The 22,136-nt window shown below is 73.6% G+C and carries 19 protein-coding genes; 7 read left to right on the forward strand and 12 right to left on the reverse strand.

Annotated elements, in window-relative coordinates; all coding sequences use genetic code 11:
* Positions 1-15: 15 nt before the first annotated feature.
* On the reverse strand, positions 16-2,718 hold the full coding sequence (locus ABZV78_RS17205; RefSeq protein ID WP_355639614.1) for a glucosidase: 2,703 nt from the start codon (positions 2,716-2,718) through the stop codon (positions 16-18).
* A 42-nt stretch (positions 2,719-2,760) separates the two neighbouring features.
* Between ABZV78_RS17205 and ABZV78_RS17210 the strand changes: the two genes are divergently transcribed.
* The 4 genes from ABZV78_RS17210 to ABZV78_RS17225 all read left to right on the forward strand — a co-directional run bounded on the left by ABZV78_RS17210 (position 2,761) and on the right by ABZV78_RS17225 (position 8,048).
* Positions 2,761-4,704 carry an amylo-alpha-1,6-glucosidase gene (locus ABZV78_RS17210; protein ID WP_355639583.1) on the forward strand — a complete coding sequence of 648 codons (1,944 nt, stop codon included), beginning with the start codon at positions 2,761-2,763 and terminating at the stop codon, positions 4,702-4,704.
* 130 nt (positions 4,705-4,834) lie between these two features.
* Complete coding sequence (locus tag ABZV78_RS17215) at positions 4,835-6,160, forward strand: glycosyltransferase family 4 protein (protein ID WP_355639585.1); 1,326 nt, start codon at positions 4,835-4,837, stop codon at positions 6,158-6,160.
* Between the two features lie 149 nt (positions 6,161-6,309).
* Complete coding sequence (locus ABZV78_RS17220) at positions 6,310-7,119, forward strand: metal-dependent hydrolase (RefSeq protein WP_355639587.1); 810 nt, start codon at positions 6,310-6,312, stop codon at positions 7,117-7,119.
* Between the two features lie 5 nt (positions 7,120-7,124).
* Complete coding sequence (locus tag ABZV78_RS17225) at positions 7,125-8,048, forward strand: amidohydrolase family protein (RefSeq protein ID WP_355639616.1); 924 nt, start codon at positions 7,125-7,127, stop codon at positions 8,046-8,048.
* A gap of 8 nt (positions 8,049-8,056) precedes the next feature.
* Here ABZV78_RS17225 and ABZV78_RS17230 read toward each other — a convergent pair whose 3' ends face one another.
* The 3 genes from ABZV78_RS17230 to ABZV78_RS17240 form a co-directional block, all read right to left on the reverse strand.
* A complete protein-coding gene (locus tag ABZV78_RS17230; protein WP_355639589.1) occupies positions 8,057-8,185 on the reverse strand; it encodes a hypothetical protein in 129 nt (42 codons plus the stop codon).
* A complete protein-coding gene (locus ABZV78_RS17235) occupies positions 8,182-9,096 on the reverse strand; it encodes a phosphotransferase (protein ID WP_355639591.1) in 915 nt (304 codons plus the stop codon). The genes ABZV78_RS17230 and ABZV78_RS17235 overlap by 4 nt, the downstream gene beginning before the upstream one ends.
* An 87-nt stretch (positions 9,097-9,183) precedes the next feature.
* Positions 9,184-10,422: an MFS transporter gene (locus tag ABZV78_RS17240; RefSeq protein ID WP_355639593.1), complete on the reverse strand. Its 1,239-nt coding sequence runs from the start codon at positions 10,420-10,422 to the stop codon at positions 9,184-9,186.
* 72 nt (positions 10,423-10,494) lie between these two features.
* Between ABZV78_RS17240 and ABZV78_RS17245 the strand changes: the two genes are divergently transcribed.
* Complete coding sequence (locus ABZV78_RS17245) at positions 10,495-11,373, forward strand: LysR family transcriptional regulator (protein ID WP_355639595.1); 879 nt, start codon at positions 10,495-10,497, stop codon at positions 11,371-11,373.
* Between the two features lie 230 nt (positions 11,374-11,603).
* On the forward strand, positions 11,604-12,137 hold the full coding sequence (locus ABZV78_RS17250) for a DUF1062 domain-containing protein (RefSeq protein ID WP_355639597.1): 534 nt from the start codon (positions 11,604-11,606) through the stop codon (positions 12,135-12,137).
* A 261-nt stretch (positions 12,138-12,398) separates the two neighbouring features.
* On the opposite strand, the gene ABZV78_RS17255 is transcribed toward ABZV78_RS17250, so the two are convergent.
* From ABZV78_RS17255 to ABZV78_RS17290, 8 genes are all read right to left on the reverse strand, one after another.
* The gene (locus tag ABZV78_RS17255; protein WP_355639599.1) at positions 12,399-13,193 is read right to left on the reverse strand and encodes a hypothetical protein; all 795 of its coding nucleotides are present in this window, start codon (positions 13,191-13,193) and stop codon (positions 12,399-12,401) included.
* Positions 13,194-13,251: 58 nt separating this feature from the next.
* A complete protein-coding gene (locus ABZV78_RS17260) occupies positions 13,252-13,845 on the reverse strand; it encodes an NTP transferase domain-containing protein (protein WP_355639601.1) in 594 nt (197 codons plus the stop codon).
* Between the two features lie 143 nt (positions 13,846-13,988).
* A complete protein-coding gene (locus ABZV78_RS17265; RefSeq protein ID WP_355639603.1) occupies positions 13,989-15,692 on the reverse strand; it encodes a bifunctional 3'-5' exonuclease/DNA polymerase in 1,704 nt (567 codons plus the stop codon).
* 33 nt (positions 15,693-15,725) lie between these two features.
* Positions 15,726-16,583 (reverse strand): carbohydrate ABC transporter permease, encoded by an 858-nt coding sequence (locus tag ABZV78_RS17270; RefSeq protein WP_355639618.1) that lies wholly within the window; start codon positions 16,581-16,583, stop codon positions 15,726-15,728.
* A 106-nt stretch (positions 16,584-16,689) separates the two neighbouring features.
* Positions 16,690-17,631, reverse strand: a complete 942-nt coding sequence (locus ABZV78_RS17275) for a sugar ABC transporter permease (protein ID WP_355639605.1) — start codon at positions 17,629-17,631, stop codon at positions 16,690-16,692.
* 22 nt (positions 17,632-17,653) lie between these two features.
* Positions 17,654-19,066, reverse strand: coding sequence for an N-acetylglucosamine/diacetylchitobiose ABC transporter substrate-binding protein (ngcE, locus tag ABZV78_RS17280; protein WP_355639606.1), 1,413 nt, complete (start codon positions 19,064-19,066; stop codon positions 17,654-17,656).
* A gap of 25 nt (positions 19,067-19,091) precedes the next feature.
* Entirely contained in the window at positions 19,092-19,841 is a 750-nt protein-coding gene (locus ABZV78_RS17285; RefSeq protein ID WP_355639608.1) for an SIS domain-containing protein, read from the reverse strand.
* Positions 19,838-20,800 (reverse strand): MurR/RpiR family transcriptional regulator, encoded by a 963-nt coding sequence (locus ABZV78_RS17290; RefSeq protein WP_355639610.1) that lies wholly within the window; start codon positions 20,798-20,800, stop codon positions 19,838-19,840. The genes ABZV78_RS17285 and ABZV78_RS17290 overlap by 4 nt, the downstream gene beginning before the upstream one ends.
* A gap of 153 nt (positions 20,801-20,953) precedes the next feature.
* On the opposite strand from ABZV78_RS17290, the gene ABZV78_RS17295 reads away from it, so the two are divergent.
* Positions 20,954-21,940 (forward strand): BadF/BadG/BcrA/BcrD ATPase family protein, encoded by a 987-nt coding sequence (locus ABZV78_RS17295; RefSeq protein ID WP_355639612.1) that lies wholly within the window; start codon positions 20,954-20,956, stop codon positions 21,938-21,940.
* The last annotated feature ends 196 nt before the right edge of the window (positions 21,941-22,136 follow it).

Here is a 22,136-nt window from a genome sequence, read left to right on the forward strand (position 1 = left end):
CGTCGCGCCCCACCGTCAGCGGCGCAGCGTGAGGATCAGGTCGGCGACCAGGGCCGTCCAGCCGGTCTGGTGCCAGGCGCCGAGGCCGGCGCCGTTGTCGCCGTGGAAGTACTCGGGGAAGCAGATCAGGTCCCGCCAGTCCGGGTGGGTCTGGAAGAGCTGGGCCGCACCGTAGATCGGCCGGCGGCCCCAGCCGTCCCGGGTGAACAGCGAGATCAGCCGGGCCGACAGGTCGTCGGCGATCTCGTCGAGGGTGCGCTTCACCCCGGACCGGGTCGGATATTCCACCTGGAGGTCGTCGCCGAAGAAGGCGGCGTAGTCGCGCAGCGCGCTGATCAGCAGGAAGTTGGTCGGCATCCAGATCGGGCCGCGCCAGTTGGAGTTGCCGCCGAACAGGCCGCTGGTCGACTCGGCCGGCTCGTAGCCGACGCTGAACTCCTGGCCGCCGAGGGTGACCGTGAACGGCTTGTCCAGGTGGGCGCGGGAGAGCGTGCGCAGCCCGTACTCGGAGAGGAACTCGTCGGTGTCGAGCATCCGGGCGAGCAGGCGCACCACCTGGTCCGGGCCGACCATGGAGAGCAGCCGCTGCTGCCGGCCGTCCGGGCCGAGCCGGCGGGCGCCGATCACCTCGGCGTACTCGGGGCGGTTGGTGAGGAACCAGCGCAGCCGGGCGCCCAGCTCGGGCAGCCGGTGCAGCGTGCGCGCGGTGAGCCGGGTGACCGCCGCGAGCGGCAGCAGCCCGACCACCGAGCGGACCTTCAGCGGCACCTTCGTGCCGTCGGCCTGCCGCAGCACGTCGTAGAAGAACGCGTCCTCGTCGTCCCAGAGCCCCTGGTCGTACGCGGCCGCGGCGATGTACGCGAAGTGCTCGAAGAACTTCGTCGCGGTGTCCACGTACGCCCGGTCGTGCTCGGCCAGCACGATGGCCATGTCGAGCAGGTTGAGCGCATACATGGCCATCCAGCCGGTGCCGTCGGACTGCTCCAGCACCCCGGCCACCGGCAGCGCGGCCGAGCGGTCGAACGGGCCGACGTTGTCCAGCCCGAGGAAACCGCCCTCGAACACGTTGTTGCCGCCGGTGTCCTTCCGGTTGACCCACCAGGTGAAGTTGAGCAGCAGCTTGTGCATCACCCGGGCGAGGAACTCGTGGTCCCGGGAGCCGTCGATCTCGAACACCTTGAGCGCCGCCCAGGCGTGCACCGGCGGGTTTACGTCGCCGAACGCCCACTCGTACGCCGGGATCTGCCCGTTCGGGTGCAGGTACCACTCGCGGAGCAGGAGCAGCAGCTGCTCCTTGGCGAAGCCGGGGTCGACCCGGGCGATGGTGACGCAGTGGAAGGCCAGGTCCCAGGCCGCGTACCAGGGGTACTCCCAGGGGTCCGGCATGGAGATGACGTCGAAGCTGTTCATGTGCCACCAGGCGCTGTTGCGCCCGTGCCGGCGGCCGGCCGGCGGCGGCGTGGAGCCGGGATCGCCGTCCAGCCAGCGCTGGACGTCGAAGTGGTAGAACTGCTTGCCCCACATCAGCCCGGCGATGGCCTGCCGGGCCACCAGCGCCTCGTCCGTGGTGGCGGCGGCCGGGATGACGCTGTCGAAGAACCGGTTCGCCTCGGCGCGCCGGGCCCAGAGCACCGTGTCGAACCCGTCGCCGAGGTCGGCCGGGGGCGGCGGGATGCTGGCCGGGGGCGGGGCGGTGCGGGTCAGCCGCAGCCGGATCTGCCGCTGCCCGCCGGCCGGCACGTCGAGCACGTAGTGCAGCGCGCCCTTGGTCCCCTCCCGGTCCGGGTTGACGGTGTCCGCCCCGGCCACCACGTGGTCGTTGATCCCGTCCTTCGGATACGCCGACCGCCCCGGCAGCCCCCAGAGCCGCTCGGCGTTGGTGTCGTTGTCGCAGAGCAGCGGCGTGGGCGCGCCGTCGCCCTCCAGCAGGAGCTGGCCGAGCACCCGGTGCTCGCCGACCAGCCGGGCGCCGTCGCCCACGAGCCGGGGCACCCGGTCGCCGCCGGGCAGCCCCCACGCCCAGGTGTTGCGGAACCAGAGGGTGGGCAGCACGTGCAGGGTCTCGTCGGTGTCCCCCCGGTTGGCCACCGTGATCAGGACGCACAGGTCGGTCGGGGACGCCTTGGCGTAGTCGACCGTGACCGCCCAGTAGCGGTCGTCGTCGAAGATCCCCGTGTCGACCAGCTCGTATTCCGTGTCGTCCCGGCCGCGCAGCGCGTTCACCGCGACCAGCTCGTCGTAGGGGAAGGCGGCCTGCGGGTAGTGGTAGCGCCAGCGCATCCACGAGTGGGTGGGCGTGGAGTCCTCGTACCACCAGTACTCCTTCACGTCCTCCCCGTGGTTGCCGCCGTCGCCGCCGAGGCCGAACATCCGCTCCTTGAGGATCGGGTCCCGCCCGTTCCACAGGGCGAGGGCGAAGCAGAACGTCTGCCGGTCGTCGCAGACGCCCGCCATGCCGTCCTCGTTCCACCGGTAGGCTCGGGACCGCGCGTGATCGTGGGGGAAGTAGTCCCACGCCGTGCCGTGTTCGCTGTAGTCCTCCCGTACCGTCCCCCACGCCCGCTCGGACAGATAGGGACCCCATGCGCGCCAGTCCTGCTCCCCGGCGTCGGCCTGGGCGAGCCGGTGCCGCTCGGGGTCGGGGGTCGCGGAAATCGGGCGGTCGGTGATCACCTGCACATCTTCGACGCCCCCGGGGTACTCCACCACAGGGGCCATTGTCGTCGTGGCATTCGTCATCTCGCCGGTGGTGGAGGAAAGTTGATCGACATTCGCTTCGGTCCGCAGGTCTGCGGGGACCTCTCCGCCTCGTCGACCCGGGAGTGGCTGGTCACCGACGGGCGCGGCGGCTACGCCATGGGCACGGTCGCCGGGCTGCGCACCCGGCGCTACCACGGGCTGCTCGTGGTGGCCGGCGAGCGGCCCGCCGTCCGCAAGGTGGGGCTGGTCAGCCTCGACCCCGCGGTGACCCTGCCGTCCGGGCAGCAGGCCCGGCTCGGCGCCCACGAGTGGTCCTCGGGAGTGGTCGACCCGCGCGGCTTCGAGCTGCTGGAGCGCTTCGACCTCACCGACGGGGTGCCCCGCTGGCGCTGGCGGGTCGGCGACGTGGTGATCGAGCGGGAGATCGCCATGGCGTACGGCCGGTCCTGCGTGGCGGTGGTGCACCGGTTGATCTCCGGTGGCCCGGTCCGGCTGGACCTGGCCGCGGCCTGCACGTGGCGGGACGCGCACGGCGAGCGGCGGGCGGACGGCCCGACCCCGCGGCTGGAGCAGGTGGCCGGCGGCGCGGTGGTGGAGGGCGCGTTCCGGCTGGCCGGGCCGGACTGGACCCCGGAGGGGCGGTGGTGGCTCGGCGCGCACCACCGGGAGGAGGCCGCACGCGGGCTGCACCCCGACGAGGACCTCTGGTACGCGGGCCGGTTCTCCGGCGCCCTCGACGAGCCGGGCGCCGAGGTGTCCGTGCTGGCCTGGGCGGACGACCTGGCCGAGGAGCCGCCGCCGGCGACCGCGCTGGTCGAGGCGGCCCGCCGGCGCCACCGGGCGGTGGTGGCCGCGGCGAAGCCGGACGACGACGTCGACGGGACCCTCGCGCTGGCCGCCGACGCGTTCGTGGTGCGCACCGCCACCGGCCCGGACGTGGTGGCCGGCTACCCCTGGTTCGGGGCCTGGTCGCGGGACACCATGACCTCCTACGAGGGGCTCTTCCTCCGCACCGGCCGGGGCGAGGAGGGGCGGGAGCTGCTGCGGGCGTACGCGGCCACGCTGTCCGAGGGGATGCTCGCCAACACCGCCGACACCGGGCGGGTGGAGCACAACACGGTCGACGCGACGCTGTGGTTCCTGCACGCGGTGAGCCGGCACGTCACCGTCACCGGCGACACCGACCTCGGCGCGGAGCTGCTGCCCGCGCTGCACGGCGTGGTGGCGGCGCACGTCGCGGGCACCCGCTACGGCATCGGCGTCGACCCGGCGGACGGGCTGCTCACCCAGGGCGGCCCGCCGGACGTCGCGCTCACCTGGATGGACGCCCGGGTCTACGGGGTGCCGGTCACCCCGCGCACCGGCAAGCCGGTCGAGGTCAACGCGCTCTGGGTGAACGGGCTGGCCGGGCTCGCCGAGCTGACCGAGCTGGCCGGGCAGGACGCCACCGAGCTCCGGGGCCGGCACGCGGGGGCCGCCGCCGCGTTCCGGGAGCGCTTCCCCACGCCGGCCGGCTGGCTGCACGACGTGGTGGACGGGCCGGCGCCCGCGTACCCGCTCGGCGGGGCGCCGCACCACGACGACGACCTGCTCCGCCCCAACCAGCTGCTCGCCTGGTCGCTGCCGTACGCGCCGCTCGAACCGGACGAGGCCACCCTGCGCCGGGTCACCGAGGGGCTGTTCACCCCGTTGGGGCCGCGCAGCCTCTCCCCCGACTCCCCCGGCTTCGTCGGCCGGCACCGGGGCGGCCCGGCCGAGCGGGACTCCGGCTACCACCAGGGCACGGTCTGGCCGTGGCTGATCGGGCCGTTCGTCGACGCGTACCGCCGGGCCGGCCTGCCCACCGACGACCTGCTGGTGGGGCTGGAGGGGCACCTGAGCGAGTACGGCCTGGGCTCGGTGAGCGAGACGGCCGACGGGCTCGCCCCGCACGCCGCCACCGGCTGCCCGTTCCAGGCGTGGTCGGTGGCCGAGCTGCTGCGCGTCCGGCGGCCGCGCGGGTAACCCGTTACAGACCGGCAACCGGCGCGTCTCCGCTGGTTATCGACCGCTGGGCAGGATGGGGTGCGACCCCACGACGCGCCCGCCGCGGTGCCGTCGGGCGGTGCGGGAACCACAACTCAAAGGGGGCCGCATGTCCGCTGACGCCGAAGTGATCGACATCCAGCCCGCCCGGCACCAGCGGGTGCTCATCCTGTCCTGGGAGTACCCACCCGTGCTCGTCGGTGGCCTCGGCCGCCACGTGCACGCGCTCTCCGTCGCGCTGGCCGCCGCCGGCCACGAGGTCACCGTCGTCACCCGGCACGCCGAGGGCGCTCCCCTGGAGGAGTACGCCGAGGGCGTGCGCATCCTGCGGGCCGCCGAGGACCCGGTCCGGTTCCCGCTCGCCACCGACTCGCTGCTGGCCTGGACCATGGCCTTCAACCACACCCTCACCCGGACCGCGCTGCGCGCCGCCGAGTCCGGCGCGTACGACGTCGTCCACGCGCACGACTGGCTGGTCGCGCACACGGCGGTCACCCTGGCCGAGCACCTGGACCTGCCCCTGGTCACCACCATCCACGCCACCGAGGCGGGCCGGCACCAGGGCTGGCTGCCGGCGGAGATGAACCGCACCATCCACGGCGTCGAGCACTGGTTGAGCAACGCCTCGGCCCGGGTGATCGCCTGCTCGGGATACATGCGCGACCAGGTGGCGCGGCTGTTCGACGTGCCGGCCGCGCGGATCGACGTGGTGCCCAACGGGGTGGACGACCGGGCCTGGCACGCCCGCCCCCGCGCGGTCTCCGCCGCCCGGGCCCGCTTCGCCGGGGCCGGCCCGCTGGTCGGGTACGCCGGCCGCCTGGTCTACGAGAAGGGCGTGCAGCACCTGGTGCACGCCGTGCCGTACCTGCGGGACCGGCACCCGGGCCTGCGTGTGGTGATCGCCGGCGACGGCCCGTACCGGGACGAGCTGGTCGACCAGGTGCACCGGTTGCACCTCGGCGACACCGTCCGGTTCGCCGGCTTCCTGGACGCCACCCAGCTCCCGGCCGTCCTCGCCGCCACCGACGCGACGGTGATCCCCAGCCTCTACGAGCCGTTCGGCATGATCGCCCTGGAGGCGGCCGCGGCCGGGGCGCCCCTCGCGGTGGCGCGGACCGGCGGCCTGGCCGAGATCGTCGAGGCGGGGGTGACCGGGGTGACCTTCCCGCACGGCGACCCGGACGCGCTGGCCGGCGCGGTCGACCGGCTGCTCGGCGACGAGGTCTTCGCCCGCCGGGTGGCACGCCGGGCCCGCAGCATGGTCGCCGAGCGCTACGCCTGGTCGGCCATCGCCGCCCGCACCGCCGGCAGCTACGCCACGGCCCGCCGCGAGCACGGCGCGTTCCAGGCCCGCCGGTCGACCGGGCTGCTGGCCGGCGGCCGATCCGCCATCGCCATCCCGGACGGAAATCTACTGGCCGGCGCCGCGAGCTGAGCCGCGCTGACGCGCAACAGATGTCGGCCGGGCGGCCGGACCGACATGCCCCTTCCCCAGTGGACCGTCCGGGTGATGCCCCGCGACCCGATGGCTAACTACAGTGGCGTAGTTTTGTCGATCAAGATCTCTGGGGAGGGCGAGCCGAGATGATGGGACCGTCCCACGCGCTGTCCGGCGCGGCGGTGTGGCTGACCGGCTCCTGGGCGCTGGACCAGTTCGCCGACTACCACCAGACGCCGCTGGCGCTGGCGGTCGGCACCGCGGTCTGCGCGGGCGGGGCCCTCTTCCCCGACCTCGACCTCTCCGGCAAGGTGACCCGCAACCAGGGCGGCGCCACCGTGGCCCGGACCTTCGGCGTGTTCAGCCTCTTCATCGCCGAGGTGATGGAGAAGATCTCGCTGGGCGTCTACTACGCGACCAAGCTCAGCAAGGACCCGCGCCGCAACAACGGGCACCGGACGCTGACCCACACCCTCCCGTTCACCCTGCTGGTCGGCTGGGGCACCACCGCGCTCTGCGCCGCGTACGGCAAGTGGGCGGTGGTCAGCATCCTCTTCTTCATGATCGGTCTGGCGCTGCGCGGGCTCTTCGACGAGTGGGCCGAGCGGGCCGGCTGGGTGGTCGTCACCCTGTTGTCGGCGGCGGCGGCCTGGTTCACCTTCGCCAACCTGCCCGGCGACCGTGGTTACCCGATGATCGGCCTGGCCGTCGGGGTGGGCTGCTTCGTGCACATCCTGGGCGACATGATCACCAAGGCTGGGGTGCCGATCCTCTGGCCCATCCCGATCAGGCGGCGGATGTGGACGATGGTCGGGCTGCCCAACGGCATCGCGCTGCGCACCGGGAGCAAGGCCGAGACGATCGTGCTGCGCGCGGCGCTCACCGTGCTCGCCGTGCTCGCCGCCGTGGGGCTGGTCGCGCCCTCGGTGCTGCACCGCTTCAACATTGAGGTGTGACGGACCTGATCGAGGGCGGCGAGGGGCCGGCGGACCACACCCGGCCGCCGGCCGAGGACGCGGCGGTGCCGGAGTTCTGGCGACGGCTGGGGTTGCCCGGGCTCGCCGACGTGCACACCCACTTCCTGCCGCCCCGCATGCTGCGCAAGGTGTGGGCGTACTTCGACGCGGCCGGGCCGCTGGTCGGCACCGAGTGGCCGATCCGGTACCGGTGGGACGACGAGGCCCGGGTGGCGCACCTGCGCCGGCTCGGCGTGCGGGCGTTCACCGCGCTGGCGTACCCGCACCGGCCCGGCATGGCCGAGTCGCTGAACGGGTGGACGCTGGACTTCGCCGCGCGTACCCCCGGTTGCCTGCCCTCGGCGACCTTCTTCCCCGAGCCGGCGGCCGTGCGCTACGTGGCGGACGCCCTCGCGGCCGGCGCCCGGGTGTTCAAGGTGCACGTCCAGGTGGGCGGCTTCGCGCCGACCGACCCGGCGCTGGACGCCGTGTGGGGGCTGCTGGCCGAGGCCGGCGTGCCGGTGGTGGTGCACGCCGGGCACGCGCCGGTCGGCACCGCGCACACCGGACCGGAGTCGTTCGCCGCGCTGCTCGCCCGGCACCCCGGGCTGACCGCGGTGGTGGCGCACCTGGGTGCGCCCGACTACGCGGCCTTCCTCGACCTGGCCGAGCGCCACCGGCACGTGCGGCTGGACACGACGATGGCGTTCACCTCGTTCTTCGACCGGTTCATGCCGTTCCCCACGGCGGAGCTGCCGCGGCTGCGGGAGCTGGGACTGGCCGGCAAGGTGCTGCTCGGCAGCGACTTCCCGAACATCCCCTACCCGTACGCCGAGCAGCTCGACGGGCTGGCCCGGCTCGACCTGGGCGACGACTGGCTGCGGGCGGTCTGCTGGGGCAACGCCGCCGCGCTGTTCGACCTGACCTGAGCGACCGGTCAGTCGACCGGGGTGGCCGCCCACCGGGCGAGGAGTTCCAGGACCGGGCGACGGCCGGCGAACATGGCCGCCTCGTCGCGCCGGTCGTAGGTCTGGCCGGTGGCGCCGCCGGCCCGGTTGAGCATCATGGGCGCGAGCCAGAAGTACTTGGCCGCGCCGGTGAGCCGGACCGCACGGGCCACCAGCACCGGATCGACCGCGCCGCGCAGCCCCTCGACGTAGCCGGCGAGCACCGCGTCGGCGACCTCGGGCAGGAGCGCGACGTCGACCAGACCGTCGAAGAAGGTTCCAGTACGAGGTTCGCGGCGTCCTCACCGATCGGCCCCGGCCCGACGAAGGACCAGTCCAGCAGGACCGGACCGCCGTCGCTCAGCACCAGGTTCGTCGGCCAGACGTCGTGGTGGCAGAGGGTACGGGGAAGCCGGTCCGTGGCCGCCAGCAGCTCCCGCCGCCGCTCCCAGAGCCGGCGCAGCGCGGCCCGGAGCGGTGTGGGCCAGGCCGCCACGGCGGCGGGATGGTCCCAGGCCACCGGCTCGGTCACCGGCCGGCTCAACGTGTAGTCGCGCAGCCAGTCCCGGGCCAGCCAGTCGTAGCGGGACAGCTCGCCGGTCCGGCCCAGCCAGTCGGCGTGCGCGACGCCAAGCCGGCGGGCCAACTCGGCGAAGTCGCCCACCGTGCCGTCGGTCCCGGGCTGTCCGTCCGCTTCGGCCAGCCACAGCGCGACCGGGCCGTCCGGCCGTTCCTCGACCGCGAGCACGGCCGGCCCGGCCAGGCCGGCGCTCGCCCAGGCGGTGGTGGCCAGCCCGCTGCGGTACGCCTCGACCTCGCGCCGCCAGTAGTTCCAGTGTCCCGGTTCGGCGCTCGCCGCCCAGTGCGCCGGGCCGGCGTCGCCGCCGGGCGGCGTGATCAGCTTGAGCACCGCCGGCCGTCCGTCCCGGCGGGTCCGCCAGATGCCGCCGGTCACCCCGTTGAGCGGGTTGTGGGTCAGCGCGTCCGCCGGCACGTCGGCGGAGACGAGGTCGAGCGGAGGGCGGGTCATCGCGCGCAGCCTACCGGCCGGGGCCGCTCTCGGGCGGACCCCGCGCGGTCCAGGGAATCGGCTGCCATGACGTTCCGCTTCGCCGGCCTACCTTGTGTTGCAGACCGGATCGAGGGATCGGGTGTGGAGCTGGGCGGGTGCCGTCACCGGAAGTCGCAGCAGCCAGGGGCCGGCGAGGAACCCGACGGCGACCTGGGCGGCGCCCGCGACGACCAGCGTCGGACCGGCGCCCGCGAGGCCGATGACCGCACCGCCGGCGAGCAGGCCGATCGAGACGGCGCCGTCGTGCACCAGGCTCTCCGCGGCGAAGGCGGCCCGCCGGTCCGGGCCCTCGGTGCAGGTGGTGATCAGCCGGTTGAGCGCGCCGATTCCGAGCGGCATGGCGAAGCCACCGACCGCGGCCAGGACCGCGATGAGCGGGAGCGACGCGGTGACGGCGGGCAGCGCGGCGAAGGTCGCGCCGAGGAGGATCCAGCCGGTCGCCATGGTGGCCAGCGGCGGCAGCCGGGGTACGAGCACCGGGGCGAGCAGCGCACCGCCGAGCGAGCCGGCGCCGTAGCCGGTCATGCCGGCCGAGACGAGCAGCCCGGGCCGGCCCGTCTCGGCGCCGAGGATGGCCAGTCCGAGGGTGAAGGCGAACCAGGTGAGGCCGCCGACGCCGGTCATGGCCAGCGCGCGGCGTACCTCGGGGTGCCGGGCCAGCACGTGCCGGATCGCGGGGGCGCCGGCGGCACGTTCGCCGGCCCGGGGCGCGGCGGCGCCGCGTACGGTCAGCAGCAGGGCGGCGCCGAGGGCGACGCCGGCCGCCTCCGCCCAGAGCAGCCGGAACGGTCCACCGGCGGTGACCGCCCAGCCGGCCAGCGGGGGCGCCAGGACCATGGTGCTGCGGTGCGCGAAGTCCTGCCAGGCCAGCATCCGGGTGGCGAGACCGGTGGCGACGCCGTCGCAGAGGTCGGCCAGCAGGGCCCGCTGTCCCGGTCCGCCGAGCGTGGTGGCGACGCCGGTGACCAGCCCGGTGGCGGTGAGGTGGAGGGGGCCGACGGTGCCGACCGCCGCCCCGACCGGGATGACGAGCAGGCCGAGCACCTGGATCGCGAGCACGCCGGCGAGGGCCCGCCCGGTGGTCAGCCGCTGCCGCAGGCCGCGCGCCCACCAGGCGGAGGTGAGCATGGGCAGCCCGACCGCGCCGCCGACCAGTCCGGTGGTCCAGGCGGACCCGGTCTCGGCGAGCGCGACCAGGGGCAGCGCGACGGCGGTCGTGCGCTGCCCGAGCCAGCTCACGAAGGTGGTGGTCAGCATGGCGGCGAGGTCCCGGCGGATGGTCACGGACCGATCATGTGCGCCGGCCGGGGCCGCGGGTAGCCGGCGGATCACCATCGGAGCTCATAATCTGTGCCTATGAGCTCCCTGCCCTCGGTCGAGGACCTGCGCCTCGTCGAGGCGCTGCTGCGCCATGGTTCCCTCGGCGCGGCCGGCCGGGAACTGCGGATCAGCCAGCCCGCCGCCAGCAACCGGCTGGCGGCGCTGGAGCGGCGGATCGGCGAGCGGCTGTTCGACCGCGACACCACCGGCGCCCGCCCCACCCCCGCCGGCCGGGCGCTGGCCGCCGAGGCGGCCCATGTGCTGGACCACCTGGAGGGCATCTTCGACCGGACCCGCGCGGCCGCGCGCGGCCGGGTCCTCAGCGTGGGCACCTTCCCGAGCCTGGCCGCGTGGCTGTTCCCCGCGCTCGCGGAGCTGCTCCGGGACGCCACCGTGCACCAGGTCCTCGACCACGGCGACCGCTTGGTCGAGTGGGTGGGCGAGGGCTCGTTGGACGCCGCCTTCGTCACGATCGCCAACCAGATGCGGCTGCCTGCCACGGTCACCGCGGCGCCGGTGGCCGGCGACCAGCTGGCCGTGCTCACCCCGCCCGGGGTACGACTCGGTGGCGGACGCCGACCCTTCGCCGGCCTCGACGTCGTCACGCACACCTACGACGTGTCCGCCGAGGCCCTCCACCGGCGGCTCTCCGAACTCGGCGGCCGCCCGAAGCGGGTGGCCACCGCCGAGACCGCGGTACGCACGGGCCGGCTCCTGCGCTGCCCGGTCGTCCTGCCGGGCGGGCTCGCGCGCGTCTACGCCGGCCCGGACGAGGAGGTCTCGACGGCGCCGGTGCCGGGCCGCTTCACCCTCTTCCTGGTCACCCGGCGGCCGGCTCCCCCGGCACTGGCGGCGATGGTGGGCGAGCTGGCCGACCGGCTCGGTCTCGAACGGCCGCCCGGCGGCCGACCCTAGGTCCTTTCTGGACGCAGCCTCGCGGTGAGGCGCCGGAAAACCGGTGGAACAGCGCCGTTGTGCGCCGTTACCGTGCTGCCGAGCCAGATCGTCCAGGCAAAGGATGTGCCGTTGTACACCCTGTGAGACCTCCCGAGCGCTGATTCGTCGCGCGTCGCGCAGTTGCGCCGCGCTTCCTTTTGCTGCGGACTTCTCACTGAAATCGGTGTATTTCTGTGCTCATCAATTGGGTGGTCGTACCCACCTGCCTGCCGCTCGTCATCCGCCGTTGCCACGCGTGCGCGTCCGACCGCTTCCGGGCGAGCGGCAAATTCCGCGTCAACGCCAACCACAAGCTCCTCGACGCCTGGCTCCTCGCACTCTGCACCGGGTGCGGGGACACGGCGAAGCTCACGCTCCTGGAGCGCACGAATGTCCGCTCCATACGCCCCGAGCTGCTGGACCGGCTCCATGACAACGACCCGGGCCTGACAGCCGAACTGCTCCAGGATCCGGTCGTGCAGCGCCGTAACCGCATCGCCCTCGACTGGGACGGCGCCTGGCGCCTCGACACCCGCGGAGGGGATCACCTGGACGCCGAGGTGATCGACGTCGCGGTCCGCTTCGCGGCGCGGATTCCCGTCCGGCCGGTGCGACTGATCGCCGAAGGTTGCGGGCTTTCGCGGGCGGAGGTCGAGAGGCTGATCGCGGAGGGGAAGGTCGTTTCGGCGGTCCGGCTGACCGGCCGGCTCTCCGGCGACTTCACCTTCACGCTCAAGCGCTGATCCCTCGTCGGGACCAGGGCCTGTCCGGCGGGATCCGCCGGGCGGGCCCTGGGCACCGCCCTACTTCGCCGGCAGGGCCCGGCGTAGCCGACGCCGCGGTCGACCCACCGGGCGAGATCGGCATCGTGCGCGCAGGCCGAGCTCGTGCCCGACCAGTTCCCGGACCCGGTCCGCGAGGTCCTCGTCATACGCCATACCCGCATCCTGGCACCCGGCGCTACGACAGCGCGAAGCAGCGGCGACGAGCGGCTTCGCCGACGGTCACGGCTTGGGCAGGTCGGCGCACAGCTTCCTCGGGAAGGCCGGCTCCACGGTGTGGACCCGTCCGCAGCCGGCCTCCGTCGAACTGGCGATCGTGGCCCAGCCGCGCTCGCCGGCCCAGCGCAGGAAATAGCGGCGCACGTTGACCGACGGCTCGCAGCCCGGCCTCGCCTCGGCGCCGCACGGCACCGGATCGAACGGCACCGTCATGACCAGCCAGGTGCCGTCGCAGCCCTCGGGCGAGCCGACGGAGTGGCGGGACACGTCCATGCCCCGGACGGTGACGCTGATCCAGGCCGGGTCGCAGTGGTCCGCGGGCATCGGGTCACAGCCGAACGTCGGATCGCAGCGGTGGTACTCCGCGCCCTCGCGCTTCCACGGCTCCTGGTTGAGCACGACGAGGCGGCCGGCGATCGGCCCCGGCGCGGTCAGCCTCACCTCGCCCGGCGTGTGGGTCGGGCAGGCCCCGACCACCCCCGACAGGCGCGAGTCCTGCACCACGTTGGCGAAGATGCGGTTGTTCTCCTCGACGAAGTAGGTGATCCGCGGATTCCGCGAGCATCCGTCGGCGTCGGCGAGCAGCGCCACGGTCAGCACCAGCGAGCGCGGGTCGTCGCTGAGGCGTACCGCCGTCACGTCGGCCTGGTAGGTGCCCCAGGTGGTGCCCTCGGTGGAGTCGCCCGGCGCGCGTCCGTCGCTCGGCGCGGGTCCGTCGCCCGGCGCGGGCACGCGGCCGGGTGTGGCGCAGCTCAGGAGCGCGGCCAGGCACAGCAGGGCGAGGGCGAGTCGACGCATGGCTGCGAGTCTGGCCGCGCCACCGGCCCGCCGCATCCGTACGGGTACTCAGTCCACCTCAGACGCCGACCCGCTGCTCCGGGATGCTCAGGCCGTAGAGCGCCATCAGTTCCGGGCTGTCGATCCGGCTGCCGTCGGCCACCGTGTCGCAGGCGATGTCGACGATCTGGTCCTTGTGCGCCAGCAGGTAGGGCCGGGCGCCGACGTCGGCGCTGGCCAGGGTGGCGATGCCGGACCAGTGCCGGCGGCCGAAGAGCATCGGGTAGCCGCGCAGCCCGTCGTAGGTGGCGCAGACCAGCACGTCCGGGTACGGCAGGGCGGCGACCCGGCGGACCGCCGTGGCGGTGAGCCCGGGCATGTCCACCGGCACCACGACCACGGCCTCGATGGTCTCGTCGGTCAGCGCGGCCAGCCCGGCCCGGATCGAGGAGCCGACCCCGGTCCCCCAGGCCCGGTTGACCACCACGGTGGCCGCGGTCAGGTCGGTGGTCTGCCGCACCTGGTCCGCCGCCGCGCCCAGCACGACCACGACCTCCACGCAACCCGCCTCGGCCAGCGTGTCGATCATCTGGCGCACCAGGGCCTTCTTCCCCTGGTGCAGCAGCGCCTCGGGTCCGCCGATCCGGCGGCCCCCACCGGCGGCGATGATCATTCCTGCGATCCGGTTCAGCGGTGCCCCCTCGACCTGGGGGACGGACCGGAGGCAGCCGCGCCCGGTCCGTCCCGTCGTACGCACACCGGGCCCAACGAGCGTGCCCGGGAGCGGGTAGCGGGGCAAAAGGGAAAATTGCGTGGCTATGCCGCGTCGGCGTAGCAGTCCACGACGGACAGGTCGAGCGGGAAGCGGACCGGCGTCTCGCCGAAGAGCAGCCGGGTGGCCCGCTCCCCGGCCCCGGTGACCGCCGCGGCGACCGCCTCGGCCGCCTCGGCCGGGCAGTGCACGATCACCTCGTCGTGCTGGAAGAAGACCAGCTCGGACCGGGTGCCGGCCAGCTCGGTGCGGAGCGTGGCCAGCAGCGTGGAGGCCCACTCGGCGGCGGTCGCCTGGATGACGAAGTTGCGGGTGAACCGCCCGCGCGAGCGGGCCGCCCGGGCGCGCGGGCTCTGCGGGTCCGCTTCGGCGTCGACCACCGCCTCGTCGGCGTCGCCGAAGCCGGCCGACCCGGGCGGGCAGGTGCGCCCCAGCCAGGACCGGACCAGCCCGCCCGCCTCGCCGGTGCGGGCCGCCGCCTCGACGTGGCCGAACGCGGTCGGGTAGTTCTTCCTGAGCACCGCCAGGGCCGGCACCGCCGCGCCGCCGGTCTGCCCGTACATGGCGCCGAGCAGGGCCACCTTGGCCCGGGCCCGGTCACCGGCGAAGGCGTCCCGGGCCAGCGCGGCGTAGAGGTCACCGGCGCCACCGGCGGCGGCCAGCCGCTCGTCGCCGGAGACCGCGGCGAGCACCCGCGGTTCGAGCTGGCCCGCGTCGGCCACCACGAAGGTCCAGCCCGGGTCGGCCACCACGGCCCGCCGGATCACCTTGGGGATCTGCAACGCCCCGCCGCCCCGGGTGGCCCACCGGCCGGAGACCACGCCGCCGGGCACGTACTCCGGGTGGAAGCGGCCGCCGGAGACCCAGGCGTCCCGCCAGGCCCAGCCGTGCGCCGTCCAGATCCGGTAGAGCTCCTTGTATTCCAGCACCAGCGGCACGGCCGGGTGCTCCACCCCGCGCAGCACCCAGGCCCGGGTGTTCGGCAGCTCCACGCCGGCCCGGGCGAACGCCTTGAGCAGCTCGGCCGGGGAGTCCGCGTGCAGCTGGCGGACGCCGAACGCCTCGGCGATCCGGGCGGCCAGCTCGGCCAGCCGGCGGGGCGGCCCGCCGACCGGGGACGCCTCGCCGAGCAGGTCGGCCAGGATCGCGTCGTGCACGTCGGCGCGCCAGGGCAGGCCGGCCGCGCCCATCTCGGCGGCGATCAGCGCGCCGGCCGACTCGGCGGCCACCAGCAGCCGGAACCGGCCGGGGTGTTCGGTCCTCGCGATCCGGGCGAGCTGGTCGGCGTACACCCTGGTCAACGCCCTGATGCCCGGACCGGGCGGGCCGGACGGCGGGTCGAAGAGCGCACCCTGGCCGTGGCCGGGCGGCTCCGGCTGGCGGGGCGCCGGGTCCGGCGGAACCGGCGACCCGGTGAGCCGGGCCCAGGCCGCGGCGAGCGAGCGCGGCTCGCCCCAGCGGCCGGCGTGGCCGAGCAGCAGCGCCTCGGTCAACTCGACGTCGTGGCACCGGTCGAGCCGGACGCCGGCGCGCAGCAGCGCCGGGTAGAGGGTGGCGCCGCCGGCCCAGACCCAGCGGGGCCGGTCGGCGGCCTCCCGGGCGGCCACCGCGGCGGCCAGGTCGGCCACCGGCTCGGCCGGGCCGGCCGGGCGCCCACCGTCGTCGAGCGGTTGCAGCACTCCCCCGCCCCGCTCGTCCGACTCCACCGCCACCAGCACGGACGCGATTCTGCCCGGCCCCTCCGACACATGTCGCAGGGACCGGGCAGCGGGTCGCGGGAGTTACTTGCCGACGCCGGCCGTGAGGCCGGACTGCACCTGCCGCTGGAACACGATGTACACGATCAGCACCGGCAGCATCGCCATGGTGACCCCGGCGAAGAGGCCGGACCAGTCGGACTTGTAGCCCTGGTTGACCGACAGCTCGATCAGCCCCTGGGCGATCACCTGGTGCTTCGGCTCACCGGCCACCGACTGCATGAGCAGGGTCGGCAGGTACCACTGGTTCCACTGGCCGAGCACGTTGAAGATGCCGATGCTGATCAGGCCGGGCTTGGCCATCGGCAGCATGACGCTGAAGAAGGTCCGGGTGTGCGAGGCCCCGTCGACCTGGGCCGCCTCGGCGATCGTGTCGGGCAGCGTCCGGAAGAACGAGTGCATGAAGAAGACGGTGAACGACAGCGACCAGGCCACATAGACCAGAATCAGCGTGACGTGCTTGTTCGGGCCGAGCAGCGGGAACACCACGTTCATGTTGTAGACGCCCTTGAACAGTGGCACCGCGGCGAGGTAGACGGGCAGAGTCAGCCCCGACAGGAACATCCAGTAGATGAGCCGGTTGCCCCGGAACTCGTAGCGGGCCAGCGCGTACGCCGCCATCGAGCCCAGCAGCATCGTCAGGGTCACGCTGAAGACGAGCACGAGCAGCGTGTTCAGGAAGAAGCTGTCGATCCCGGCCGTCCAGGCCCGGGCGAAGTTGTCCCACTGCAGCGACTTCGGGATCAGCGAGAGCGGCTCGCGGATCACCTCGGAGTCGGTCTTGAGTGCGGACATCACCACCCAGAGCAGCGGGTAGACCACCATGATCGCCCAGACCGCGAGGAACAGGTGTGAGAAGCCGTTGAAGATCCGGCCGCCCATGCTGTTGGCGGCTCCCGCCCGTCGGCCCGCCGCGGGACCGGCCGGCGCCGAATCGGGTCGTCTCTGGTCGGAGGTGTGGGTCACCGTGCTCATCGTCCAGGCCTCCTCAGAACTCGATCCGGTCACGACGGGTGATCCTCAGCTGGACGGCGGCCAGCAGGATGGTGAAGATGGCCAGCGCCACGGCGATGGCGCAGGCGTAGCCGAACTGGCCCTTCTGGAACGCGTTGAACTGGATCACCGAGGCGAAGATCTCGCTGGCGTGGTTCGGGCCGCCCTGGCTCGGGGTCATAACGAAGACCAGGGCGTACATGTCCAGGGCGATGAAGCCGAGGTAGACCCAGGCGACCGAGATGGTGTCCCGGAGCAGCGGCAGGGTGACCCGGAAGAACGTGTGGAACCGGCCCGCTCCGTCGAGGATTGCCGCCTCGTAGATGTCCTTCGGGATCGACTGCATGGCCGCGGAGAACAGCACCATGTAGAAGCCGGCGCCGCTCCACACCGCGATGAGCAGCAGCCACCAGAGCACCGCGGGGATGCCGAGGAACGGCTCCGGGTCGGCGGTGAAGGCAATCGGGTTGTCCGCGTCGACCAGCCCGATCTTGATGAGCAGGCCGTTGATCAGGCCCTGCTGGTCGGTCCGGTAGATCTGCTGCCACATGACGGCGATGACCACCAGCGACAGCACCTGCGGGAAGAAGAAGATGACCTTGTAGAGGGCGGAGCCGAACACCCCGCGGATGCCGGCCCTGTCCTCGCGTCCGCCCACGTTGAGCAGGAACGCGAGGAACAGGGCCAGCGCGATGGTGAACAGCGGCACGGTGACCAGGAAGAAAACGTTGTGCCAGAACGCCTTCCGGATCAGCTCGTCGGAGAGCAGCCGGACGTAGTTGTCCAGCCCGACGAAGTTCTGGGTGTCCGAATACCCACCCCAGTCGGTCAGCGAGTATCCCGCCGCCTGCGCGAACGGCCACACCACGTAGAACAGGTACAGCGCGACGGGCAGGGCCAGGAAGCCCGTGACGAAACGCGCGACTCCGTGCCGCATTGGACTCACTCTCTCCGTCGGATCAGGCGGTGCGGGTCTGCTTCTTGATCGACGAGTCCTTGGCGACCTTGTCCGCGGCCGCCTGCATCTTGTCGATGAACTGCTGCGCGGTGAGCCGTCCGGCCATCAGCTCCTCGGACAGGTTCTCGCTCTCCTTGGCCAGGTCGGCGTAGAAGTCCGGGAACCGGAACGAGATGAGGTCCGAGGTCCCGCCCTTCATCAGGGCGTTCGCGCTGGAGAGCGCGGAGTCCTGCACGTTGTCGCCGGAGCCCTTGGTGGAGGCCAGGGACTTGGTCAGCTCGGCGAACTTCGCCGAGCCCGCCTTGGACAGGATCGCCCGCAGGAGCTCCTTCGCGGCCTCCTTGTTCGGGGCCTTGCTCGGCACCACGAAGCCCTCACCCGAGGAGGCGAAGACGTCCTTGGCCGCCTTGTCGTCGGCGTGGCTCCAGTAGTCCGACAGGGTCAGCTCGAAGCCCGGCGGGATGGTGGAGGCCATCTCGTTCTTCAGCCAGGTGCCGACCTGGATGAACGCCGCCTTGCCGTCGAGCCAGGCCTGCTGCGACTGGGTGTGGTCGAGCTTGCCCGGCAGGAGCAGCTTGTCCTTGACCAGCTTCTCCCACGGCTCGAGCGCCTTGAGGATGCCGTCGGCCTTCCAGGCGTTCTCCTTGAGGTTGTCGATGTCGATGGCGGCCTGCTTGCCGGCGGCCTTCCAGATGCTGGCCAGGAGCGCCCAGCGGGGGTAGTAGCCGTGCACCGCGTCGTGCACGTACGGCGCCATGCCCTTGGCCTTGATCTTCGGGGCCAGGGCGAAGAACTCGTCCCAGGTGGTCGGCGCCTGCCAACCCTCCTTCTTGAACAGGGCCGCGTTGTACCAGTTGCCCCAGACGGTGAAGGCGACGTTCACCACGTAGAACTTGCCGTTCTGCGTGCCGTCGGAGACGGTGCCCGGCAGCAGCGAGTCGGCGACCGTGCCCTCGCTGTCCCAGGCGGGCGCGGTGAGCAGGTCGTCGAGCGGCTCGATGGCGCCCTCGTTGATCAGCGTGGCGCGGTCCATGATGTCGGCGCCCGAGTTCATGATCAGGTCGCTCGGCTGCGTCGCCATCTTCGGCTGCTCTTCGGTCTTGATCTTCTGGGTGGAAGACATGTTGACCGTGACGTTCGGGTGCTTGGCGCTGAAGATGACCTTGTCTTCCTTGGCCCACTGGTCGCCCAGGCCGCCGTTGAAGATGACCACCTTGACGGCGCTGCCGTCCTTGACACCGAACGGGTTGTCCTTGCTCTTGGCCCCGCCGCCGTTGTCGGACTTCTCCGGCTCGCTGCCGGCGCAGGCGCTGAGCAGGCCCATCGCCGGGGTGGCGAGGAGGCCGGCCGCGGCGGCCCGCTGGAGCAGGGTCCGGCGGCTGAGGTCGCCGAGGTTCTCGGGGGTAACCGACATCTTTGTCTCTCCTTGTGGTGTCGGGTCAGGCGGTCCGCCGGAGGCGCCCGGCGTACCGCGACTCGAGGGCGAGGTTGTGCTCGTCCCCACCGGGGACGTTGGCGGAGAGGTAGATAGGGGGTACCTCCCCGGCCTGGTGGAACCGTCGTACGACCTCGGCGGTCAGCAGCTGCGCCAGCAGCGCCGCGGTGACCGACGAGACCGCACAGACCGCGCCGCCGCCCTCGAGCGGCAGCAGTGCGTCACCGTACGGCGCGCCGTTGTCCAGCACGACGTCGGCGAGGTCGGCGAGCCGGTGGCCGGACGGGTGCCGCGGGGCGACCCGTGCGGTGTGCTCGGCCGAGGTGACCGCGATCAACGGGTGGCCGTGCTCCCGGACCAGCGTCGCCAGCTCGACCACCGAGCCGTTGATGCCGGACTGGGAGGCGACCACGAACACGTCCTCCGGCTGCGGCGCCGCCAGGGCGTAGAGCTGGTGCGCCACGGCCGGGTCGCGTTCCAGCTTGGGGTCGGCGAGCATGTCGCGGGGCGCGTCGCCGTGCAGCACGAGGTCGTGCAGGGAGAGTCGGTTGGTCGGGACGAGGCCGCCGGCCCGGGCCACCAGCTCGGCGGCGAACGCCTCGGAGTGGCCGGCGCCGAACGCCTGGAGCACCCCGCCGGCACGCAGCCCGCCGGCGATCACGTCGGCCGCCCGGTCGACCGCCTCCGCCTGGGTGTCGACCAGCCGGTCGAGCACCGGGCGGACCGCGTCCGCGTACCGCTGGGCACTGATCATGAGGTGGCCCCCTTCTCGGCCTTGTGCCCGTCGACGGCCTGGGCGGTACGCCGGAAGGCCGCGTGGGCGCGGTCGTGGGTGCGCTGCGCCACCGCGATGTAGAGCAGGTCGAGCACGACGAGCTGGGGGTGCCGGGCGGAGAGCGCGTCGGGCCGGAAGGTGGTGGCCTGGCTGGCGGTGACCAGCACGATGTCGGCCAGCTCGGCCAGCGGTGAGCGGGGGAACCCGGTCAGCGCGACCGTGGTGGCCCCCCGGCTGCCCGCCTCGGCGAGCATCTCGATGGTCTCCCGGGTCTGCCCCGTGTGCGAGATGCCGAGCGCGACGTCGCCGATGCCGAGCAGCGCGGCGCTGGCCAGCCCCTCGTGCACGTCGCTCCAGGCCCAGGCGGCCACCCCGATGCGGTGCAGGCTGAACTGCATCTCCTCGCCGACCAGGGCGCTGCCGCTGGCGCCGAAGATGTTCACCCGGCTGGCCCCGGCGATGGCCACCGCGGCACGCTCCACCTCGCTCAGGTCGAGCAGGGCGGCGGTGTCGTGCATGGCCCGGGTGTCGGCGGCCATGATCTGGTCGAGCACCCGGGACAGCGGGTCGCTGGGCTGGATCTCCCGGCCGATGTCGACCGTCCAGCCCGCCGAGCGGGCCCGGCCGGTTTCCGCGGCGATGCCGAGCCGCAGGTCGGCGTAGCCCTCGAAGCCCATGGCCCGGCAGAACCGGGTGATGGTCGCCGGCGAGGTGCCGCTGCGCTCGGCCAACTCGACGATGGTGGCCCGGGCCGCCGCCTCCGGATCGCTGAGCACATGCTCGGCGACCCGGCGCAACGCCCCCGTCAGCTCCCCCGCCCCGGCCCGGACCCTGGCCAGCACGCCGTCGGAGGAGACGGCCACCGCACCCCGCCGGTCGACCGCGTCGGCGTCGACCACCGCGGTCCCCGCGGCGGTGTCCACCTCGTGATCAACCATGGGACGCCTTTCGGAAAAGACTGTTAACTGTTAGTGGTAAAAGTTCTTACTGAAGGCCCCTCCGTGTCAAGGCCGTGGGCGAAGTTTTCAAACTGTTACCTGGCGCACAGCCCGGATCTTGCGCCCCGGAGCGTGGCCGACCAGCATGAAGGGATGTCGGACACCGCCGTGGTCGGCCTCGACGTCGGGGGTACGTCCACCCGCGCCGTCGCCCTCAGCCTCGACGGCGTACGCCTCGGCGCCGGCCGTGCCGGCGGGGGCAACCCGACCAGCCACGGCGCCGAACGGGCCGCCGCCGAACTCCTCGCCGCGCTGCGCGCCGCCCTCGCCGACGTCGACCCCACCCGGGTCCGCGCCGGCGTCATCGGGCTCGCCGGAGCCGGCCGGCTCCTCGCCGACCCGCGGGGCCGGGACGCCTTCGACCGGGCCTGGGCCGACGCCGGCCTGCGCTGCCCCTACGCGGTGCACGGCGACGCCCTGGTCGCCTACGCCTCCGGCACGGCAGCCCCCGACGGCAGCGTGCTCATCGCCGGCACCGGCGCGATCGCCGCCCAGGTCCGCGACCTGCGCCTCGACCGCACCGCCGACGGCCACGGCTGGCTGCTCGGCGACGCCGGCTCCGGGTTCTGGCTGGGCCGGGAGGCGGTCCGCCGCCTGCTAGCCGACCTCGACCGGGGCGACGCGCCGAGCGACCTGGCCCGCCAGGTGCTCGCCGACCTGACCGGCGCCATCGAGGTGGCCGCCCGCCCCCGCGCCACCGCGGAGGCCGTCGTGCAGGCGGTGACCCGCCGCCCGCCGGTGGAACTGGCCCGGCTCGCGCCGCTGGTCGTGACGGCCGCCCGGGACGGCGAGCCGACCGGCGTGGCCCTGGTCGCGGAGGCGGCGGCACTGCTGGCCGAGAGCGTCTCCCGGATCCGGCCGGCCGGCGCGACCGACCCGGTGGTGCTCGGCGGCGGCCTGCTCACCGGGGACACCCCGCTCGCCGCCGCGGTCCGCGCGGAACTCGCCCGCCGGTGGCCGGACGCCCCGCTGCACAGCGCCGGCGACGGCGCCGCCGCGGCCGCCTGGCTCGCCGCCCGCGACCTGCCCGAGGTCGCCGACCCGGCGGCGCTCCACACCCTGCTCGTCCCGCCGGCCTGACCGGCCCGCCATTCGCATCCCGTCCGCTTCCGCCGGCGTGACGCCACACGCCACCCGCGCCCGGCGGCCCTGCGCCGCTACTCGGCGGCACCGACGCGCCTGCGAAGCCCCGGCCAGACCCGGCCCGCCGCCGCCCCGGCCCGACCCGGCCCGCCGCCGCCCCGGCGAGAACCGGTTACCTTCCGCGGGCGCGACG

It is taken from the genome of Micromonospora sp. NPDC004540 (assembly GCF_040610095.1).
In the GTDB taxonomy this organism is placed as follows: domain Bacteria; phylum Actinomycetota; class Actinomycetes; order Mycobacteriales; family Micromonosporaceae; genus Micromonospora.